The sequence below is a fragment of the Pseudomonas sp. Q11 genome, assembly GCF_024494355.1.
In the GTDB taxonomy this organism is placed as follows: Bacteria; Pseudomonadota; Gammaproteobacteria; order Pseudomonadales; family Pseudomonadaceae; genus Aquipseudomonas; species Aquipseudomonas hefeiensis.
In genome coordinates, this window is the sequence record NZ_JAKNQY010000011.1 from 88,376 (window position 1) to 106,161 (window position 17,786).

At 59.7% G+C, this 17,786-nt stretch carries 14 protein-coding genes; 6 read left to right on the forward strand and 8 right to left on the reverse strand.

Annotated features, from left to right (window positions below):
• Positions 1–73 precede the first annotated feature (73 nt).
• The gene (locus tag MA884_RS13805; RefSeq protein ID WP_256231049.1) at positions 74–370 is read left to right on the forward strand and encodes a pyrroloquinoline quinone biosynthesis protein PqqE; all 297 of its coding nucleotides are present in this window, start codon (positions 74–76) and stop codon (positions 368–370) included.
• 66 nt (positions 371–436) lie between these two features.
• Here MA884_RS13805 and MA884_RS13810 read toward each other — a convergent pair whose 3' ends face one another.
• Positions 437–1,699, reverse strand: coding sequence for a hypothetical protein (locus MA884_RS13810; protein ID WP_256231050.1), 1,263 nt, complete (start codon positions 1,697–1,699; stop codon positions 437–439).
• A gap of 295 nt (positions 1,700–1,994) precedes the next feature.
• Between MA884_RS13810 and MA884_RS13815 the strand changes: the two genes are divergently transcribed.
• The 5 genes from MA884_RS13815 (at position 1,995) to MA884_RS13835 (ending at position 9,798) form a co-directional block, all read left to right on the forward strand.
• Entirely contained in the window at positions 1,995–3,800 is a 1,806-nt protein-coding gene (locus tag MA884_RS13815) for a phenylacyl-CoA dehydrogenase (RefSeq protein ID WP_256231051.1), read from the forward strand.
• Positions 3,801–4,132: 332 nt separating this feature from the next.
• Complete coding sequence (locus MA884_RS13820) at positions 4,133–5,422, forward strand: GGDEF domain-containing protein (protein ID WP_256231052.1); 1,290 nt, start codon at positions 4,133–4,135, stop codon at positions 5,420–5,422.
• A 91-nt stretch (positions 5,423–5,513) separates the two neighbouring features.
• Positions 5,514–7,310 carry an acyl-CoA dehydrogenase C-terminal domain-containing protein gene (locus MA884_RS13825; protein ID WP_256231053.1) on the forward strand — a complete coding sequence of 599 codons (1,797 nt, stop codon included), beginning with the start codon at positions 5,514–5,516 and terminating at the stop codon, positions 7,308–7,310.
• Between the two features lie 218 nt (positions 7,311–7,528).
• Positions 7,529–9,307, forward strand: coding sequence for an acyl-CoA dehydrogenase C-terminal domain-containing protein (locus MA884_RS13830; RefSeq protein ID WP_256231054.1), 1,779 nt, complete (start codon positions 7,529–7,531; stop codon positions 9,305–9,307).
• A gap of 332 nt (positions 9,308–9,639) precedes the next feature.
• Entirely contained in the window at positions 9,640–9,798 is a 159-nt protein-coding gene (locus tag MA884_RS13835) for a YqaE/Pmp3 family membrane protein (protein ID WP_038436734.1), read from the forward strand.
• Between the two features lie 133 nt (positions 9,799–9,931).
• Here MA884_RS13835 and MA884_RS13840 read toward each other — a convergent pair whose 3' ends face one another.
• The 7 genes from MA884_RS13840 to pqqF form a co-directional block, all read right to left on the reverse strand.
• A complete protein-coding gene (locus tag MA884_RS13840; protein ID WP_256231055.1) occupies positions 9,932–11,764 on the reverse strand; it encodes a S9 family peptidase in 1,833 nt (610 codons plus the stop codon).
• Positions 11,730–12,899 (reverse strand): pyrroloquinoline quinone biosynthesis protein PqqE, encoded by a 1,170-nt coding sequence (gene pqqE / locus MA884_RS13845; RefSeq protein WP_256231056.1) that lies wholly within the window; start codon positions 12,897–12,899, stop codon positions 11,730–11,732. Before pqqE ends, MA884_RS13840 begins: the two co-directional genes overlap by 35 nt.
• On the reverse strand, positions 12,871–13,146 hold the full coding sequence (gene pqqD, locus MA884_RS13850; RefSeq protein WP_256231057.1) for a pyrroloquinoline quinone biosynthesis peptide chaperone PqqD: 276 nt from the start codon (positions 13,144–13,146) through the stop codon (positions 12,871–12,873). The genes pqqE and pqqD overlap by 29 nt, the downstream gene beginning before the upstream one ends.
• Entirely contained in the window at positions 13,143–13,895 is a 753-nt protein-coding gene (gene pqqC / locus MA884_RS13855; protein ID WP_256231058.1) for a pyrroloquinoline-quinone synthase PqqC, read from the reverse strand. Before pqqC ends, pqqD begins: the two co-directional genes overlap by 4 nt.
• A 213-nt stretch (positions 13,896–14,108) precedes the next feature.
• The gene (gene pqqB / locus MA884_RS13860) at positions 14,109–15,020 is read right to left on the reverse strand and encodes a pyrroloquinoline quinone biosynthesis protein PqqB (RefSeq protein ID WP_256231059.1); all 912 of its coding nucleotides are present in this window, start codon (positions 15,018–15,020) and stop codon (positions 14,109–14,111) included.
• A gap of 81 nt (positions 15,021–15,101) precedes the next feature.
• The gene (gene pqqA, locus MA884_RS13865; protein WP_003177660.1) at positions 15,102–15,176 is read right to left on the reverse strand and encodes a pyrroloquinoline quinone precursor peptide PqqA; all 75 of its coding nucleotides are present in this window, start codon (positions 15,174–15,176) and stop codon (positions 15,102–15,104) included.
• Positions 15,177–15,358: 182 nt separating this feature from the next.
• The gene (gene pqqF / locus MA884_RS13870) at positions 15,359–17,779 is read right to left on the reverse strand and encodes a pyrroloquinoline quinone biosynthesis protein PqqF (RefSeq protein WP_256231060.1); all 2,421 of its coding nucleotides are present in this window, start codon (positions 17,777–17,779) and stop codon (positions 15,359–15,361) included.
• Between the last annotated feature and the right edge of the window lie 7 nt (positions 17,780–17,786).

Here is a 17,786-nt window from a genome sequence, read left to right on the forward strand (position 1 = left end):
GTTTTTGTCGGGCCTTTTCCCGGGGCTTCTGCTTCAATGGGCACTGCCAACCCTCAAGAAGACGAACTCTGCCATGGAAATCTCAGGAAATACCGCGTTCTACGCCGGTCTGAGCACTATTCAGACAGGGCAGAACCGTGTCGATCAAGCTTCGAGCCAGATCGCCAACAATACGATCGAACGTTCGGTCACCAGCCAGTCGTCCGAACTGCAAGCCGATCGCCTACGGTCAGTGGATCGCAGCCAGCAATCGGACTTGGCCAGCAATATGGTCGAAATGTCCCAAGGCAAGTTTCAGGTCCAGTTGGGCGTGAACGTGGCCAAGGCCTCCGACGAAATGCTCGGTACGTTGATCGATACCTTCGCTTGATATCGTTGGTTGCCGCAGCGGTAAATGCACTCGAGAGAGGATCGTCCAGTGCATTTTCCGGTCTCGTCAGTTTCCAACGAATCCCCAAATATGGGGCTTAGGGCCCTGAGAATTGCCCGCTACTACGACCCGTCCAGAGACTTGAACGGTGACGTCGGAGCTTTGACCTTCCGGTTGTTCGGAAAGGAAGCCTTCTATCTGTCCGTTCTGATCCACACGCTCGCATACCAGGGAAGCTGAGGCGCGGCCTACTAACAGGATTTTGCCATCCGCTTGCAGCGTCATCGAATGGATGGTTGTTTCTTTTGACGGATAACTAATCAAAAGCGGTTTGCCGTCATTGAAACTTCCATCCATTCGGCCGTTCGCCTCCAGCCTGACGAGTAAGCCGCTTTGCTGTCCATCGGTAGCATCTGCGTAGCCTGCGACAAGAATTTTGTCGTCATCCTGTACCAGTACGCGGCTGACGATATCAGATTGAAAAGGATAGGGAGCGAGTGATTGTACAGGCCCCTCCTCGACGGCTATTTCAGTGAAACCGTCGCTACCAAAACTCGGGTCCAGTTCGCCTGTTGGCATGTAGCGAGCAACGGTTCGTGTCCTGGGCGTTCCGTCTAGGCGGTACGAACTGCCCGCCACGATGATTTTGCGATCACGTTGGACTTGTACATCACAGGCGCGACTCTCATAGCCGTGGAATTGGATATCAATAAAGCCACCCGAGCCGAAGTCCGGATCGAGTACACCATTGTCTCGAAGACAAAACAGGCGGTTCAGCTTTTTGAGCGGTTTGTCGTCTCCTTCAAAAGCGTCGTAACTGGCACAGATCAGTATCTTTTGATCTATTTGCAGGCATCCGTCGACGTGTTTGTAATTCAGGGGAGAGGGCCCGTTGCGATTGTTCGGCCCAGGCAAAACTGCCCTACCTAACCAACCAAACGAATTATCTATCGTGCCATCTGTATCAATTCGTACGACAGCCGCTTGCCATTTGTCTTGGTCTTGTTCGTCAGCTTTGTATGACGACCCTATAACCAGGATTTTTTCATCCTCTTGCAACAATACGCGCGTCGGTGTGCTGTCGTCGCGATCCCGAAAATTTAACAAAACATACCTGAATGTATCGTCCTCGATTCCGTCACGTAGATAGCGCGTCAGCACGAAACGACTCTCAAGGTTCAAGGTGAAGATCAACTTGCCGCCGCCATCGGAGACGATAGCGGTGGTATTGCCGCCCTCATTGAATTGGATTGAACCTTCTGTACCGAAAGACCGGTCCAGGTCGCCTGGCCTGCGATTTGAATTGCTTCCTGTGGATTGATTGTCCATGTCGCTTTCCTCCAATCGGCACTAGTCTGGATTGAGTGGTCCCGTGCCGTTGCGTTCGGAGGCAGTACATCAGCTTTCTTGCGCTTGCGAACCTGTAAGAGTTGACAGTCACTACGTCCGGTTGAGCTGGCGCCGTGGGCGGTTCGCTGTTTGAATTTTGAACGCGGGACGAGCGGTAACGGATCGGCGCTTGACAAGATTTAGGCGTAAACGTATGTTTCAAACAACTGTTTGACCGTCACAACAAATCCATGCGGTCGTTCATTCCCGGTTACATCAGCAGAGGTTTATCGCTATGCCTGACTACAAGGCCCCCTTGCGTGATATTCGCTTCGTTCGTGACGAACTGCTTGGCTATGAAGCGCATTATCAGAGCCTTCCGGCTTGCCAGGACGCCACTCCAGATATGGTTGACGCCATTCTCGAAGAAGGCGCCAAGTTTTGTGAGCAGGTGCTGGCGCCGCTGAACCGTGTGGGCGACATCGAAGGCTGCACCTGGAGCGAATCCGGTGTGAAGACCCCGACCGGTTTCAAGGAAGCCTACAAGCAATTCGTCGAAGGTGGCTGGCCAAGCCTGGCCCACGACGTGGAGCATGGCGGTCAAGGCTTGCCGGAGTCCCTGGGCCTGGCGGTCAGCGAGATGGTTGGCGAAGCCAACTGGTCGTGGGGCATGTACCCAGGCCTGTCCCATGGCGCGATGAACACCATTTCCGAGCACGGTACGCCCGAGCAGCAAGAGGCCTACCTGACCAAGCTGGTTTCCGGCGAATGGACCGGCACCATGTGCCTGACCGAGCCGCACTGCGGCACTGACCTGGGCATGCTGCGTACCAAAGCCGAGCCACAGGCCGACGGTTCGTACAAGGTCAGCGGCACCAAGATCTTCATTTCGGCCGGCGAACACGACATGGCCGACAACATCGTCCATATCGTTCTGGCACGCCTGCCGGATGCTCCGGCCGGCACCAAAGGCATTTCGCTGTTCATCGTTCCCAAGTTCCTGCCTAACGCCGACGGCTCCATTGGTCAGCGCAATGCGGTGAGCTGCGGTTCGCTGGAACACAAAATGGGCATCCACGGCAACGCCACTTGCGTGATGAACTTCGACGCGGCCACCGGTTTCCTGATCGGCCCGGCGAACAAAGGCTTGAACTGCATGTTCACCTTCATGAACACCGCACGCCTGGGCACCGCGTTGCAAGGTCTGGCCCACGCCGAAATCGGCTTCCAGGGTGGCCTGAAATACGCCCGCGACCGTCTGCAAATGCGTTCCCTGACCGGCCCGAAAGCGCCGGACAAGGCTGCCGACCCGATCATCGTGCACCCTGACGTGCGTCGCATGCTGCTGACCATGAAGGCCTTCGCCGAAGGTAACCGGGCGATGGTTTACTTCACCGCCAAGCAAGTGGACATCGTCAAATACGGCGTCGACGAAGAAGAGAAGAAAAAAGCCGATGCGCTGCTGGCGTTCATGACGCCGATCGCCAAGGCGTTCATGACTGAAGTCGGCTTCGAATCGGCCAACCACGGCGTGCAGATCTATGGCGGTCACGGTTTCATCGCCGAGTGGGGCATGGAGCAGAACGTTCGCGACAGCCGCATTTCGATGCTGTACGAAGGCACCACCGGCATCCAGGCCCTCGACCTGCTGGGCCGTAAAGTGCTGATGACCCAGGGCGAAGCGCTCAAGGGTTTCACCAAGATCGTCCACAAATTCTGCCAGGGCAACGAAGGCAACGAAGCGGTCAAAGAATTCGTAGAACCCCTGGCTGCGCTGAACAAGGAGTGGGGCGAGCTGACTATGAAGGTCGGTATGGCCGCCATGAAAGACCGCGAAGAAGTGGGCGCGGCCTCGGTGGATTACCTGATGTATTCCGGTTACGCCTGCCTGGCCTACTTCTGGGCTGACATGGCACGCCTGGCGGCGGAAAAACTCGCAGCCGGCACCACCGAAGAAGCCTTCTACACCGCCAAGCTGCAGACCGCGCGCTTCTACTTCCAGCGCATCCTGCCGCGCACTCGTACGCACGTGGCAACCATGCTGTCGGGCGCCAACAACCTGATGGATATGAAAGAAGAAGACTTCGCACTGGGTTACTAAGCCTTACGCGGTTCTTCCAAAGCCGCTGGACCTTCGGGGACAGTGGCTTTTTTGTAACTGGTCCAAATCCCCTTGTGGGAGCGGGCTTGCTCGCGATAGCGGTGGGTCAGCTCGCAATGATATTGAATGTGCCGCCGTCATCGCGAGCAGGCTCGCTCCCACAAGGGATTATGGTGCTCCCGGCACAACATTCCTCTCCAAGACCCTAAGAAAACCTTCCGTCCTGCCGTTACAAGGGGGTGGCAGTGTGACATCTGTCACATCTCGCGTGCCTTACTGCTCCAGCAGCAGGCACAATGCCATCTTTCATCAGTTGGGTCGGAGCTTTACCCTTGTCGCGTTCTTCCGCCGTACGTTGGAGTCACTTTCTACCCTCGCTGCTGTTATTACTGGCGGGGCTTGCGGCTGCCTACGTCAAAGACCTCAACGTCTTTTTCACCTCTCTGTTCAACGTTCTTCCTACACTGGTGTTGTTGCTGGGCGGTGCGTATTGCGCCGTTTACCGACGCCAGCGTGAGCTGTTTCTGATGGTCACGGTGTATATCGCTTACTACCTGTTGGACACCCAGACCGACTTCTACCGTGACAACGGTAAGGTGCGCGAGGACGCAGCAGTGGTATTCCACCTCGTCTGCCTGTTGCTGCCGTTGTTGTTTGGCCTGTTCGCCGCGTGGCAGGAGAGAACCCATTTGTTCCAGGACATGGTGGCGCGGTTCGCGGTGCTGCTGGTCTTTGGGAGCGTGGCGCTGGCCCTGGAGCAAAGCTTTCCCCAGGCGTTGCTGTTGTGGCTTTCGGAGATCCGCTGGCCTGCGTTGCACGGCGCCTGGATGAGCCTGATCCAGTTGTCCTACCCGGTTTTCATCGCAGCCTTCCTGTTGCTGGCCTGGCAATACTGGCGCCACCCGCGACCGTTGCATGCCGCGCAATTGGTGGGTTTGCTCGGGGTGTTCTGGATGTTACCGAAGACTTTCATCCTGCCGTTTACCCTGAACATCATGTGCAGCCAGGTGATGCTGATGATCGCGGCCGCGGTCGCCCATGAGGCTTATCAAATGGCGTTCCGTGACGAACTGACCGGCCTGCCGGGGCGTCGGGCGCTGAATGAGCGCATGCAGCGCCTGGGTCGCAATTATGTATTGGCGATGAGCGACGTGGACCATTTCAAGAAATTCAACGACACCCACGGCCATGACGTGGGTGACCAGGTACTGCGGCTGGTCGCCAGCAAACTGTCGAAAATCAGCGGTGGCGGTAGGGCCTATCGCTACGGTGGAGAGGAGTTCGCGCTGGTATTTGCAGGCAAAACCATCGAAGAGTGCATGCCTCATCTGGAAGTCATTCGCGAATCCATCGCGAATTACAGCATTCAGCTACGCAATCCCGACAGTCGTCCCCAGGATGATCAACAAGGTCGCCAGCGTCGTGCCGGTGCCGGGGCATCCTGTGTATCGGTGACGGTCAGCATCGGCGTGGCCGAACGCATCGAACAGCGCACCCCTGAAGAAGTCCTCAAGTCCGCCGACCAGGCCCTTTACAACGCCAAGGGGGCTGGGCGTAACTGTGTGATTGCCTATGGGCAGAACCGTCGCGGCGCGGTGCGCATGGAAGTTGCCGCGGGTTGAGTGATGACGGCGCATTCAGCGTCTGGACTGTGATTGTGGGCCTCGGTGGCCGGCAGTAGGTTTGAACGACCTGTTACCGGAGAAGACCACCATGCCCGAGTACAAAGCCCCGTTGCGCGACATGCGCTTTTTGATCGACCACGTCTTCGATTTCCCTGGCCGTTATGCCGAACTGGGCGCCGACGATGCCAGCCCGGACATGGTCAGCGCGATCCTCGAGGAAGGCGCCAGGTTCTGTGAGAATGTGCTGGCGCCGCTCAATCGCTCCGGTGACGAAGAAGGCTGCCATTTCGACAGCGGCGTGGTCACAACGCCTGCAGGCTTCAAGCAGGCGTTCGCACAATACGTGGAGGGCGGCTGGCACGGGCTGGCGGCGGACCCGGCTTACGGCGGCCAAGGATTGCCCAGTTCCCTGGGCCTGGTCATCAGCGAAATGGTCGGCTCCAGCAACACCTCCTGGGGCATGTACCCAGGCCTGACCCATGGTGCGATGTCGGCCATTCATGCCCACGGCACCGAAGACCAGAAACAGGCCTACCTCACCAAGCTCACGGCCGGTCAGTGGACCGGCACGATGTGTCTCACCGAGGCCCATTGCGGCACGGACCTGGGCATCATCAAGACCCGCGCCTTGCCTCAGGCCGACGGCAGCTACGCGATTACCGGCAGCAAGATTTTCATTTCCGCCGGCGAGCACGACATGAGCGACAACATCATTCACTTGGTGCTCGCCAAACTGCCGGATGCCCCTGCCGGGACCAAAGGTATCTCGCTGTTCATCGTGCCCAAATTCCTGCCAGACGCCAGTGGCGAAGCGGGACCGCGCAATGGTGTCTCCTGCGGCTCGATCGAGCACAAAATGGGCATCAAGGCGTCCGCCACCTGCGTGCTGAATTTCGACGGGGCCAAGGGATTCTTGATCGGCGAGCCGAACAAGGGCCTGAACTGCATGTTCACCATGATGAACCATGCCCGGCTGGGCACCGGCATGCAGGGCCTGTGCCTCGGTGAAGCAAGCTTCCAGGGTGCGATCAAATATGCCAGCGACCGTTTGCAGATGCGCTCGCTGACCGGTCCCAAGGCGCCGGAAAAAGCCGCCGATCCGATCATCGTCCATCCCGATGTGCGTCGGATGTTGCTGACCATGAAAGCCTTCAACGAGGGCAACCGGGCGCTGACTTACTTCACCGCGCAACTCTTGGATATCGCACACCTGAGCAGCGACGAAACCGCCCGCCAGGAGGCCGAAGACCTGCTGGCGTTCCTCACTCCCATCTGCAAGGCTTTCATGACCGACACGGGGTTGGAGGTGACCAACCACGGCATGCAAGTGTTTGGCGGCCATGGCTTCATACGTGAATGGGGCATGGAACAACTGGTGCGAGACTGTCGCATTGCGCCGATCTACGAAGGCACCAATGGTATCCAGGCCTTGGATCTATTGGGGCGCAAGGTGCTGGGCAGCCAGGGCAAGTTGCTGCGAGGGTTCACCAAAATCGTCCACAAATTCTGCGCTGCAAATGCCGATCACCCACAACTCAAGTCCTATATCGCGCAACTCGATGAACTGAACCGGCAATGGGGCGAGCTCACTACCCAGGTCGGCATGGCAGCCATGAAGAACCCCGATGAAGTCGGCGCCGCTTCGGTGGACTATTTGATGTACAGCGGCTACATCATCCTGGCCTATCTGTGGTTGCGCATGGCGTTGGTGGCCCAGGCGCAACTTGACGCAGGCGAAGGTGACGCAGGTTTCTGTCGGGGCAAACTGGTGACCTGTGAGTTTTACTTCAAGCGGCTGCTGCCAAGGACTGCAGCCCATCGGGCTGCTGTTGAGGCGGGGAGCGATTGCTTGATGAAGCTGCCAGCGGAGTTGTTTGCCCTCTGATGTGAGAGGGGAGCAAAGATCGCAGGCTTCGCCAGCTCCTACAGAAGAGCGTGTATTCCATAGGAGCTGACGAAGCCTGCGGTCTTTCCGTGATGACTAAAAATAACAAAGCAGTCACCGGATGACCCTATGTGTCGCAAAAGTTGTTGAGGTACACTCAGACCACTGCAAAAACCGTTTTCTTACGAACCAATTGTTTAGATCCTGCGAGGTTTGCCATGGCTGACTACAAAGCGCCCCTGCGCGATATGCGCTTCGTCCTCAATGAAGTGTTCGAGGTCGCGAAACTCTGGGCTCAACTGCCGGCGCTGGCCGAGACCGTAGACGCTGAAACCGTCGAGGCGATCCTTGAGGAAGCCGGCAAAGTCACCAGCAAAAGCGTCGCCCCCCTCAGCCGCGCAGCTGACGAAGAAGGTTGCCACTGGGCTGACGGTGCCGTCACCACGCCAGCCGGTTTCCCTCAGGCCTACAAGACTTACGCTGAAGGCGGCTGGGTCGGTGTCGGTGGTGATCCGACCTACGGCGGCATGGGCATGCCCAAGGCTGTTTCGGCCCAGGTCGAAGAAATGGTCAACTCCGCCAGCCTGTCCTTCGGCCTGTACCCCATGCTGACCGCCGGGGCTTGCCTGTCGATCAATGCCCACGCCAGTGAAGAGCTGAAAGCCGCCTACCTGCCGAACATGTACGCCGGCGTCTGGGCCGGCTCCATGTGCCTGACCGAGCCGCATGCCGGTACGGACCTGGGCATCATTCGCACCAAGGCCGAACCTCAGGCCGACGGCTCCTATAAGGTCAGCGGCACCAAGATATTCATTACTGGCGGCGAACACGATCTCACCGAAAACATCATTCACCTGGTGCTGGCGAAGTTGCCGGATGCGCCAGCAGGCCCGAAAGGCATTTCGTTGTTCCTGGTGCCCAAGTTCATGGTCAATGCCGACGGCAGCCTGGGTGCGCGTAACGCGGCCAATTGCGGGTCGATCGAACACAAGATGGGCATCCAGGCATCCGCCACCTGTGTGATGAACTTCGACGAAGCCGCGGGTTACCTGGTCGGCGAGCCGAACAAAGGCCTGGCGGCGATGTTCACCATGATGAACTACGAGCGTCTTGGGGTGGGTATCCAGGGCCTGGCCACCGGTGAGCGCTCCTACCAGAACGCCATTGAATACGCCCGTGACCGCCTGCAAAGCCGTTCGCCAACCGGTGCACAGAACAAAGACAAAGTCGCTGACCCGATCATCGTCCACCCGGACGTGCGTCGGATGTTGCTGACCATGAAAGCGTCGAACGAGGGCGGCCGGGCATTTTCCACCTACGTGGCGATGCAACTGGACACCGCCAAGTTCAGCGAAGACCCGGCCACCCGCAAGCGTGCAGAAGATCTGGTGGCCTTGCTGACACCTGTGGCGAAGGCCTTCCTGACCGATTTGGGGCTGGAAACCACTGTCCATGGCCAGCAGGTTTTCGGCGGTCACGGTTACATTCGCGAATGGGGCCAGGAGCAACTGGTGCGTGACGTGCGCATCACCCAGATCTACGAAGGCACCAACGGTATCCAGGCGCTGGACTTGGTGGGGCGTAAGATCGTCGGCAGCGGCGGGGCGTTCTACAAACTGTTCACTGACGAAATTCGCCACTTCACCGCTACCGCGAGCAGCGATCTGGCGGAGTTCACCAAGCCGCTGAACGATGCTGTCGGTACGTTGGATGAGCTGACCGAATGGCTGCTGGACCGATCGAAAAGCAACCCGAACGAAATCGGTGCGGCCTCCGTGGAATATCTCCAGGCGTTTGGCTACACCGCCTATGCTTATATGTGGGCGCTGATGGCCAAGGCTGCTTTGGGCAAAGAAGCCCAGGATGATTTCTATGCGAGCAAACTGGGTACGGCACGGTTCTACTTCGCCCGCTTGCTGCCGCGTATTCACTCTCTGAGTGCTTCGGTGAAAGCGGGTAGCGAGTCGCTGTTCCTGTTGGAGCCTGAGCAGTTCTAAAAACTGATGTTGTGTAAGCAAACGCTTACACAACGTACTGGCGTTTTCCCTCTATCGGCAGATTGGATCCAGGGCTAATCTACTTCACATGGACGTCGCGCAGGATGCGCAAAGCAAAAACACGGACACGTAGGATTCTGCCAGGATGGCGGAGTGAAATGGATGTCAGGGAAACAGTCTGCAAAGCCCCGCTTCGGCGGGGTTTTCTTTTGTCCGCGTTTTTATCTTCCCGCGCTTCCTCCCTCCTGGACTGCTTCTCACTGAACCCTGACGAGCGGTCAGGTGTCCATGAGCTATATGGCAATGTGGCCATCGCCAATCAGGAGTCATCCATGGATATCATTCGAATCATCATCGCCATCCTACTGCCGCCGTTGGGTGTGTTTCTGCAAGTGGGCTTCGGCGGGGCATTCTGGCTCAACATCCTGCTGACTCTATTGGGTTATATCCCGGGTATCGTGCATGCGGTGTACATCATCGCCAAGCGCTGAATTTGTTGGTTTGCACAAATCCCCTGTGGGAGCGAGCCTGCTCGCGATAGCAGTAGATCCAGTCAAAATCTCCATGGACTGATCCACCGTTGTAGCGAGCAGGCTCGCTCCCACATTTGGTTTTGCATTTGCCCTATAGGGGGCCATCCATCACCCTGCGATAGAACAACCATTCATGCTCCAGCGCATGAGCCTGGTTGATCGCCTTGCGAAAGCCATGGCGCTCATCGACGTAGTAATGCGCTTCTACCGCGATGCCGTTGTTCTGCAATGCCTCGACCATATCGCGTGTCTGCTGCGGCACGACCACGGCATCCAGTTCACCCTGGAAAAATATCACCGGTGCGCGGATCTGGTCAGCGTGCAGCAGCGGTGTGCGGTCGCGGTAGCGTTCGGCGTCCTGTTGCGGGTCGCCGATCAGCCAATCCAGATAGTCGCCTTCGAATTTATGCGTGGCATGGGCCAGGGCGACGGGGTCGCTGACGCCATAGAGGCTGGCGCCGGCACGGAACACGTCATGGAACGCGAGGGCGCAAAGAGTCGTGTAGCCTCCTGCACTGCCGCCACGAATGAACGCGCCACGACCATCGATCAAGCCTTGCTCTTCAAGGTGCGTGACCACTGCGCAGGCATCCTCGACATCTACCACGCCCCAGTTCAAATACAGCGCCTGTCGATAGGCCCGGCCATAACCGCTGCTGCCGCGGTAATTGAGATCGGCCACGGCAAAGCCGCGCTGGGTCCAATACTGGATGCGCGGATCAAAGATGGGATAACACGCCGAGGTCGGTCCGCCATGGATGAACACCACCAGTGGCGGTTTTTCTTCGGCGTTCATGGCCGGGGGATAAAAGAACCCATGGGCTTGGCTGGAAGCCGAGGGATAGCACAGGGTTCGGGGGCGGCTGATGTGTTCGACGGGTAACGGGGCGACGCCCCCGGCCAGCGCCACCACTTTATGGTTTTGCCGATCAATGGCGATTACCGCCGACGGGCTGACGGGCGAGGCAGCGATGGCATAAATGAACCGCTCATCCAGTGCCAGGCTGCGAAAACGCGTGTAAGTACCGGTGAAATCTTCGTATCCGCCGCCACTGCGGCAAAGACCCAGTCGCCCGAATCCCGCCTCGGTCCAGCTCGCCAGGTATTCGCGCTCGCCCACCGGCAGCCACGTACAGCCGCCCAGTTGCCATGGCGCAGGGGCGTGATCGGCTTCGGCGGCGGGCAGCGGCTCCAGGCCGTCGGCGGATTCAATCAAGGGTTGCCAATAACCGCCACGATCGCTCAGGCAATAGAGGCGACTGCAATGATCAAAACGCGGTTGCTGAATGGACTCCTCGTGCCCGCTGCCCGCTATGCAACGTGGCTCGCTCCAGGGGCCAGCGTTGCGTTCGGCCAGCATCAGTCTCGTTGACGTCCACGGTTGATGGGGGCGGCTCCACTCCACCCAGGCCAGCCGTCGACCATCAGGGCTCAAGGTCGGCGTGGCGTAGAAGTCCGCACCTTCGGCCAGCAGATGCCGCTGATGATCCGCCAACCCGATCGAGACCAGGCGATGCTGATTGGCCTGCTCCTCCACTGCCAGCACCTGGCCGCAAGCGAAGTGAAGATCGCCATATCGACAATCCCCCGAGGTCAGCGCCACGGGCTGTTCGCTGGCCAGCGACTGGTGATACACCTGCTGGTCGGCCTCATTGACGAACAGCACACCGTCGTCGCTCAGGCAGAACGATCCGCCGCCGTATTCATAAACCCGGCTGCGCGCACTGAGCCCGTCCGGGGTCAGGCATCGGGCTTTGGCATCCTGCCAGTGCCAGATCCGGCAGGTACCGTCTTCGGGACGGTATTCATTCCAGAACAGTCCAAGGGGCCCGGCCTGCAGCTCAGCGAAGTCGATGCCTGCCGCAACGGCCTGGGTGGCGCTGAAAGGCTCAGCCTTTAGCGATGAGGCGTGAGTTTCGTTCATTGCGAAAGGCCAGTTGTTCAATGGTTTGCGTGGCATGCTCGGCGTCTTCCCGAGCCTTAAGAATCATCCCGTGATGCTCGGATTTGCTGCACACCGGGTCGGCATTGCTCGCGTCGCCCGTGAGCATGAACGCCTGGCAGCGACAGCCGCCGAAGTCCTTTTCTTTTTCATCACACGAGCGGCACGGCTCGGGCATCCAGTCATAGCCACGGAAGCGATTGAAGCCGAACGAGTCGTACCAGATGTGCTGCATGCTGTGGTCGCGCACATTGGGAAATTGCACGGGCATCTGACGGGCGCCGTGACAGGGCAATGCAGTACCGTCCGGTGTGACGGTCAGGAAAATGCTGCCCCAGCCGTTCATGCAGGCCTTGGGGCGTTCTTCATAATAGTCCGGGGTGACGAAGATCAACTTGCACGGATGCCCTTGGGCTTGCAGCTTGGCGCGGTATTCGTTGGTGACACGTTCGGCGCGCACCAGTTGTTCCCGGGTGGGCAGCAAGCCGACGCGGTTGAGCTGCGCCCAGCCATAGAACTGGCAGGTGGCGAGTTCGACGAAGTCGGCTTCAAGGGCGATGCACAGCTCGATAATGCGGTCGATCTTGTCGATGTTGTGCCGATGGGTGACGAAGTTCAGCACCATCGGATAGCCGTGGGCCTTGACCGCCCGGGCCATTTCCAGTTTTTGCGCGAAGGCTTTCTTCGAGCCGGCCAGCAGGTTGTTCACCTGCTCGTCGCTGGCCTGGAAACTGATCTGGATGTGGTCGAGGCCGGCGTTTTTGAAATCGCTGATTTTCTGCTCGGTCAAGCCGATGCCAGAGGTGATCAGGTTGGTGTAGAAACCCAGCCTGCGCGCCTCGGCGATCAGTTCGGCCAGGTCCTGGCGCACCAGCGGCTCGCCGCCGGAGAAGCCCAATTGCGCGGCGCCCATCTCACGAGCTTCGCGAAACACCTTGAACCACTGCTCGGTACTCAGCTCCTTGCCCTGTTCGGCGAAGTCCAGCGGATTGGAGCAGTACGGGCATTGCAACGGGCAACGGTAGGTCAGCTCGGCCAGCAACCACAGCGGCAGGCCGACTTCAGGCTTGGGCGGCAGGCCCGTGACTTCAGGCAAGTTCGATCCAATGCTCTGCACGGGCGACCTCCATGAATTGCTCGATGTCGTCACCGAGTTCCGGCACGTCGGGGAACTGCTTCTCCAATTCACCGATGATGGCCGCGACATCCCGTTCACCATCGATCAGGCCGCCAATCAGCGAGGCGCTGTCGTTGAGCTTGATCATGCCTTCAGGATAGAGCAGCACGTGGCCCTTCTGTGCCGGCTCGTACTGAAAGCGATAGCCGGGGCGCCAGCGTGGGGTCTTGCTGCGGTCGAAACTCATAAGGTAATTCCTTTGTGCCACACCCGTTGCCCGGTCACGCTGTGATAGGGCGGGCGGTTCAATTCGTAGGCCATGCTCATGGCATCGAGCATGCTCCAGAGGATATCCAGTTTGAACTGGAGAATCTCCAGCATGCGCTCCTGGCCTTCGCGGGTGGTGTAATGCTGCAAGGTAATCGCCAGGCCATGCTCCACGTCACGCCGGGCCTGGCCCAGGCGGGTGCGGAAGTATTCGTAGCCGGCGGGGTCGATCCAGGGGTAATGCTGCGGCCAGCTGTCCAGGCGCGACTGATGGATCTGCGGTGCGAACATTTCGGTCAGGGAGCTGCTGGCGGCCTCCTGCCAACTGGCCCGGCGGGCGAAGTTGACGTAGGCATCCACCGCGAAGCGCACGCCCGGCAGCACCAGTTCCTGGGAGCGCAGTTGATCGGGATCCAGCCCCACCGCCTGACCCAGCCGCAGCCAGGCTTTGATGCCGCCGTCTTCACCGGGCGCGCCGTCATGGTCGAGCAGGCGCTGGATCCACTCGCGGCGGATTTCCCGGTCCGGGCAGTTGGCCAGGATCGCGGCATCCTTGAGCGGGATGTTCACCTGATAGTAAAAACGGTTCGCGACCCAGCCCTGGATCTGCTCGCGAGTGGCGCGCCCCTCATACATCGCCACGTGATACGGGTGGTGGATGTGGTAATACGCGCCTTTGGCACGCAGGGCCGCTTCGAACTCGGCGGGGGACAGGGGGGTGTCAGTCATTTTGGGTTCTCCGGGAAATGCCCGTGGGTTCTGTGGCGTCAGGGCTGGCCCCATCGCGAGCAGGCTCGCTCCCACACTGGTTTTGCTGTGAGTCAGATATCCAATGCGACTCGAACTACTGTGGGAGCGAGCCTGCTCGCGATAGCATCCTTTCAGGCATCATCAACCTGGCTAACACACCGCAAGCTCAACCCCACATTGGTTCCGCCCGTCCTACAACTCAATACTCATTCCGTCGTAGGCCACTTCAATCTTTCGACGTACAAGCTCGGCCCGCTCGGGTGAATCTTCGTCGAGGATCGGGTTGGTATTGTTGATATGAATAAGGACTTTGCGCGGCTCGGGCAGTTGCTCCAGCACTTCGATCATCCCGCCAGGCCCGTTCTGTGCCAGATGGCCCATCTCCCGGCCGGTGCGGGTGCCGACGCCACGACGCTGCATTTCATCGTCGTCCCACATCGTGCCGTCCACCAACAGGCAATCACTGCCGGCCATGATCTCCAGCAGCGGTCCGTCGACCTTGCCCAGGCCCGGGGCGTAAAACAGCTTGCCGCCAGTGCGCAGGTCTTCGACGATCAGGCCGATGTTGTCGCCCGGGTGCGGGTCGAAGCGGTGCGGTGAATAGGGCGGGGCGGCGCTACGCAGGGGCAGTGGGGTGAAGCGCAGGTTCGGACAGGCGGCGATGGTGAAGCTTTGGTCGAGTTCGATGCGGTTCCAGCTCAGCCCGCCGTTCCAGTGGGTCAGCATGTTGAACAGCGGAAAACCCGTGCTCAGGTCTTCATGGACCATGTCGGTGCACCAGACTTGATGCGGGCAGCCTTCGCGCAGGCTGAGCAGGCCGGTGGTGTGGTCGATCTGGCTGTCCATCAAAATGATGGCGCCGATACCGGTATCCCGCAGTGCCCGGCCCGGTTGCATCGGGGCGAACCCTTGGAGCTGGGCGCGAATGTCCGGGGAGGCGTTGCACAGCACCCAGTTCACACCGTCATCGGAAATCGCGATGGACGACTGGGTACGTGCCTGGGCCCGCAGGCTGCCGTTGCGAAAACCTGCGCAATTGGCGCAGTTGCAATTCCACTGGGGGAAACCGCCGCCGGCGGCGGATCCTAGAATCTGGACAAACATGGCCGCTCCATCTGCAAACCGAAATAAAAAACGCCCCGGCTGGCCGAGGCGTTGTGCTGCGCGTTTAACCGCCTGCAGCAATCAACGGCTGGCGAAGTACATGGTGACTTCGAAACCGATACGCAGGTCGATATATGCGGGTTTGGACCAGGACATGGGAATACTCCTTTGGTTGGGGGGATTGGGGTCGATGGAACGGTGGAGACCTATACATATAGTCCACCTCCGTTCGGAGATGTTCAGATGCTTAGGCGCCTATGTTACTAAATCTGACAAATTCGTTCGCTGCGATTCTCGAAGAAAGCTCATTACAGCGACTGCAATGATCGCTTCTCCGCTTACCAGTGTTCTGGCGCGCAGCCGCCGTTGCTCAGGCAATACCATCCCCCTTGCGCATCGATCAAACTCTGGGCGGCTGCTTCTAGCTGGGCGCGGTCCAGGCACAGGATGGCAGCGGCGAGTTGTTCAAGGTGATCCGACGAGCGGCCGGCCAGCTTGCCCTGCCAGAGCAGTTCGGCGGCCTGGGCGAAGGGCAGGGCACTGCTCTGGAGCTGGGCAGCGAGGGCCTGCTGCTGGCCGGTCAGGGATGAATCATCGAGCTGCTGGATCAGCGCCGGTAACGCAGCCAGAAATTGCTCGATGTGGGCGATCAGTTGTGTTGCCGAAAGGCTGGGCGATTGGACACCGAACAACACCCCGGTTTGTCCATCGATCTGCTTCAACCCACTGAACACCGCATAACCCAACTGCAACTCGACGCGCAGGCGCTGGTAGAACGGCGTCTGGCACAGTTGTGCCAGCCAGCGCCAGGCGGCTTCGTCGGCCAGCGCCAGGGTGGCCGTCGGGCAAAACAGCAACACGGCCGCTTCTTCGCCGTGGGTCTGGAGCGTATGCCAGATGCGTTGCCCGCGCGGTGCCGCCGTCAGGCTGACGTCCTCGCCGGCATTGCCCGGTACGCGGGCCAGCACCGGGCCAAGCGCCCCTTGGGTGGCGGCCGACAAACCGATGGACAGCCCGTCCCAGCGAGCCGTTGTCCACATGTTTTGATCGCTGTCGGGCAGTGGCAGCGCTGGTGATTGCCGGCAATGATCCGGCAACACCTTCAACAGCTGTCGAATCGCCATCGATGGGGTTTCGTCACCGGCCTGGGCCATTGGCAGCGGTTGGGCAAGCTTCGCCAGAACGTGTTCGAGCACCAACGGGATCGGTGCCTGCAAGCCGACCAGTTTCAGCAGGCATTGATGGCCGCAGGGTTCGAAACTGACCTCCACGCCGGCCTGCCGAGCCTCTTCGCGCACATCCTCCAAGTGTCGGTCGAGCCTGGATTGAACGTCGAGCGGTGCCTGGGTCGTCAGTTGCCAGCGCAGGTAAACCGCGCCTTCACGGCCGTTGTCTGGCAGCGCCTGGCTGAACTGCATGGGCGAGCGTTCCCGTCGGCCCCGGGAGCGGTCCTGGGCGAAGGTTCGCAAGCCGCGATGGGCACTGGTCTGGCCGCGTATCAGCCCGGCGCGAGGCGCTTCGCTGGGTGTTTGCAGGAACGGGTTGGGCGCGGGCAGTTGCCAGGGTTCCACGACGTTATTGGCAGGATTCAGTTGCTTGAGGATTTCCCTGAGCCTCACGAGGTCGTTTGCCAGCAGCGGCGTGTCACGTCCTTCGCAGTCCCAGCGGGCCAACTGCAAGGCCGATCCTGTCTCCTGCCGACGTTGCAACAACGCGGTGAACTCCTGGCGCAACGGTGCCCAGTCGTTTTGGGCGGCAAAGAATCCCAGCCAGTCGTGCAGCAACGGTTGGATATGCGCCGCTGCCTGAGCGTTGCTGTGCTTGAATTCGATGTGCAGCAGTGCCTGTCCGGCATATTCATACAGCGCGGTGGCCTTGAGGCTGTCAGCCAGGCCGCGCTGACGCAACGTGGCGAGCAGGCCGCCCGGTTTGCTGGAGTTCAGCCACGTACAGAGAAAATCCAGGGCTTGGGGCGAGGCGGCTGGCAACGCTTCGAAGGCGAACAGCAGGTCGAAACAACCTTCGTGGGCCTGTTGATAACGGGTCTGGGACGACGCCATCAGTTTTGGCGGTGCCGGTCTGGCAACCGCTTCACCGGTCGGTACATGGTTGCTGAACTGTTCCGCCAGCGTTTTCAAGGCATCGATGCTTTGCGGGCCGGTCAGGCTCAGGGCCATCTGGCGGCTTTGGTAGAAATGGCGATAGAAGTCGTGCAATGCGGTTTGGAATGCTGCGTGCTCCACCGCGAGACTGTCGCGATTGCCGGCGTGAAAACCCCGCAGCGGGTGGGACGCTGACACTCCGCCGTACAAGGCAAGCTGTCGCTGGGCGGCCGCATCCTGGGACCAGGCGATGAATTCTGCGTGCAGCACTTCGCGTTCCCGCAACTGATCAGCTTCATCCAGACGTGGCTGGGCGAGCATGTCCCACAGCCGTTCCAGCCCGTCGACGAAGGTTGCGGGAGGCAGTTCGAAGAAAAAATCCGTGGTGCGTTCACTGGTGCGCGCATTGACCTGACCGCCGTGCCGCTGTACGTAGGCCATCAGGTTCTCCCCGGCGGGAAACCGTTCGGTGCCGAGGAAGAACAGATGTTCGAGCAAGTGCGCCATGCCCGGCCAGGCCAGAGGGGCATCATGGCTGCCAGCGGCGACGCGCAGTACCGCGGCGCTGCGCTTGAGGCCCGGGACATGACGCAAGGTCACCCGCAAGCCGTTGGCCAGGATTTCAGTGTGGGGGCGGAGGGAGTCGGGGACCGGCATGGGCGCT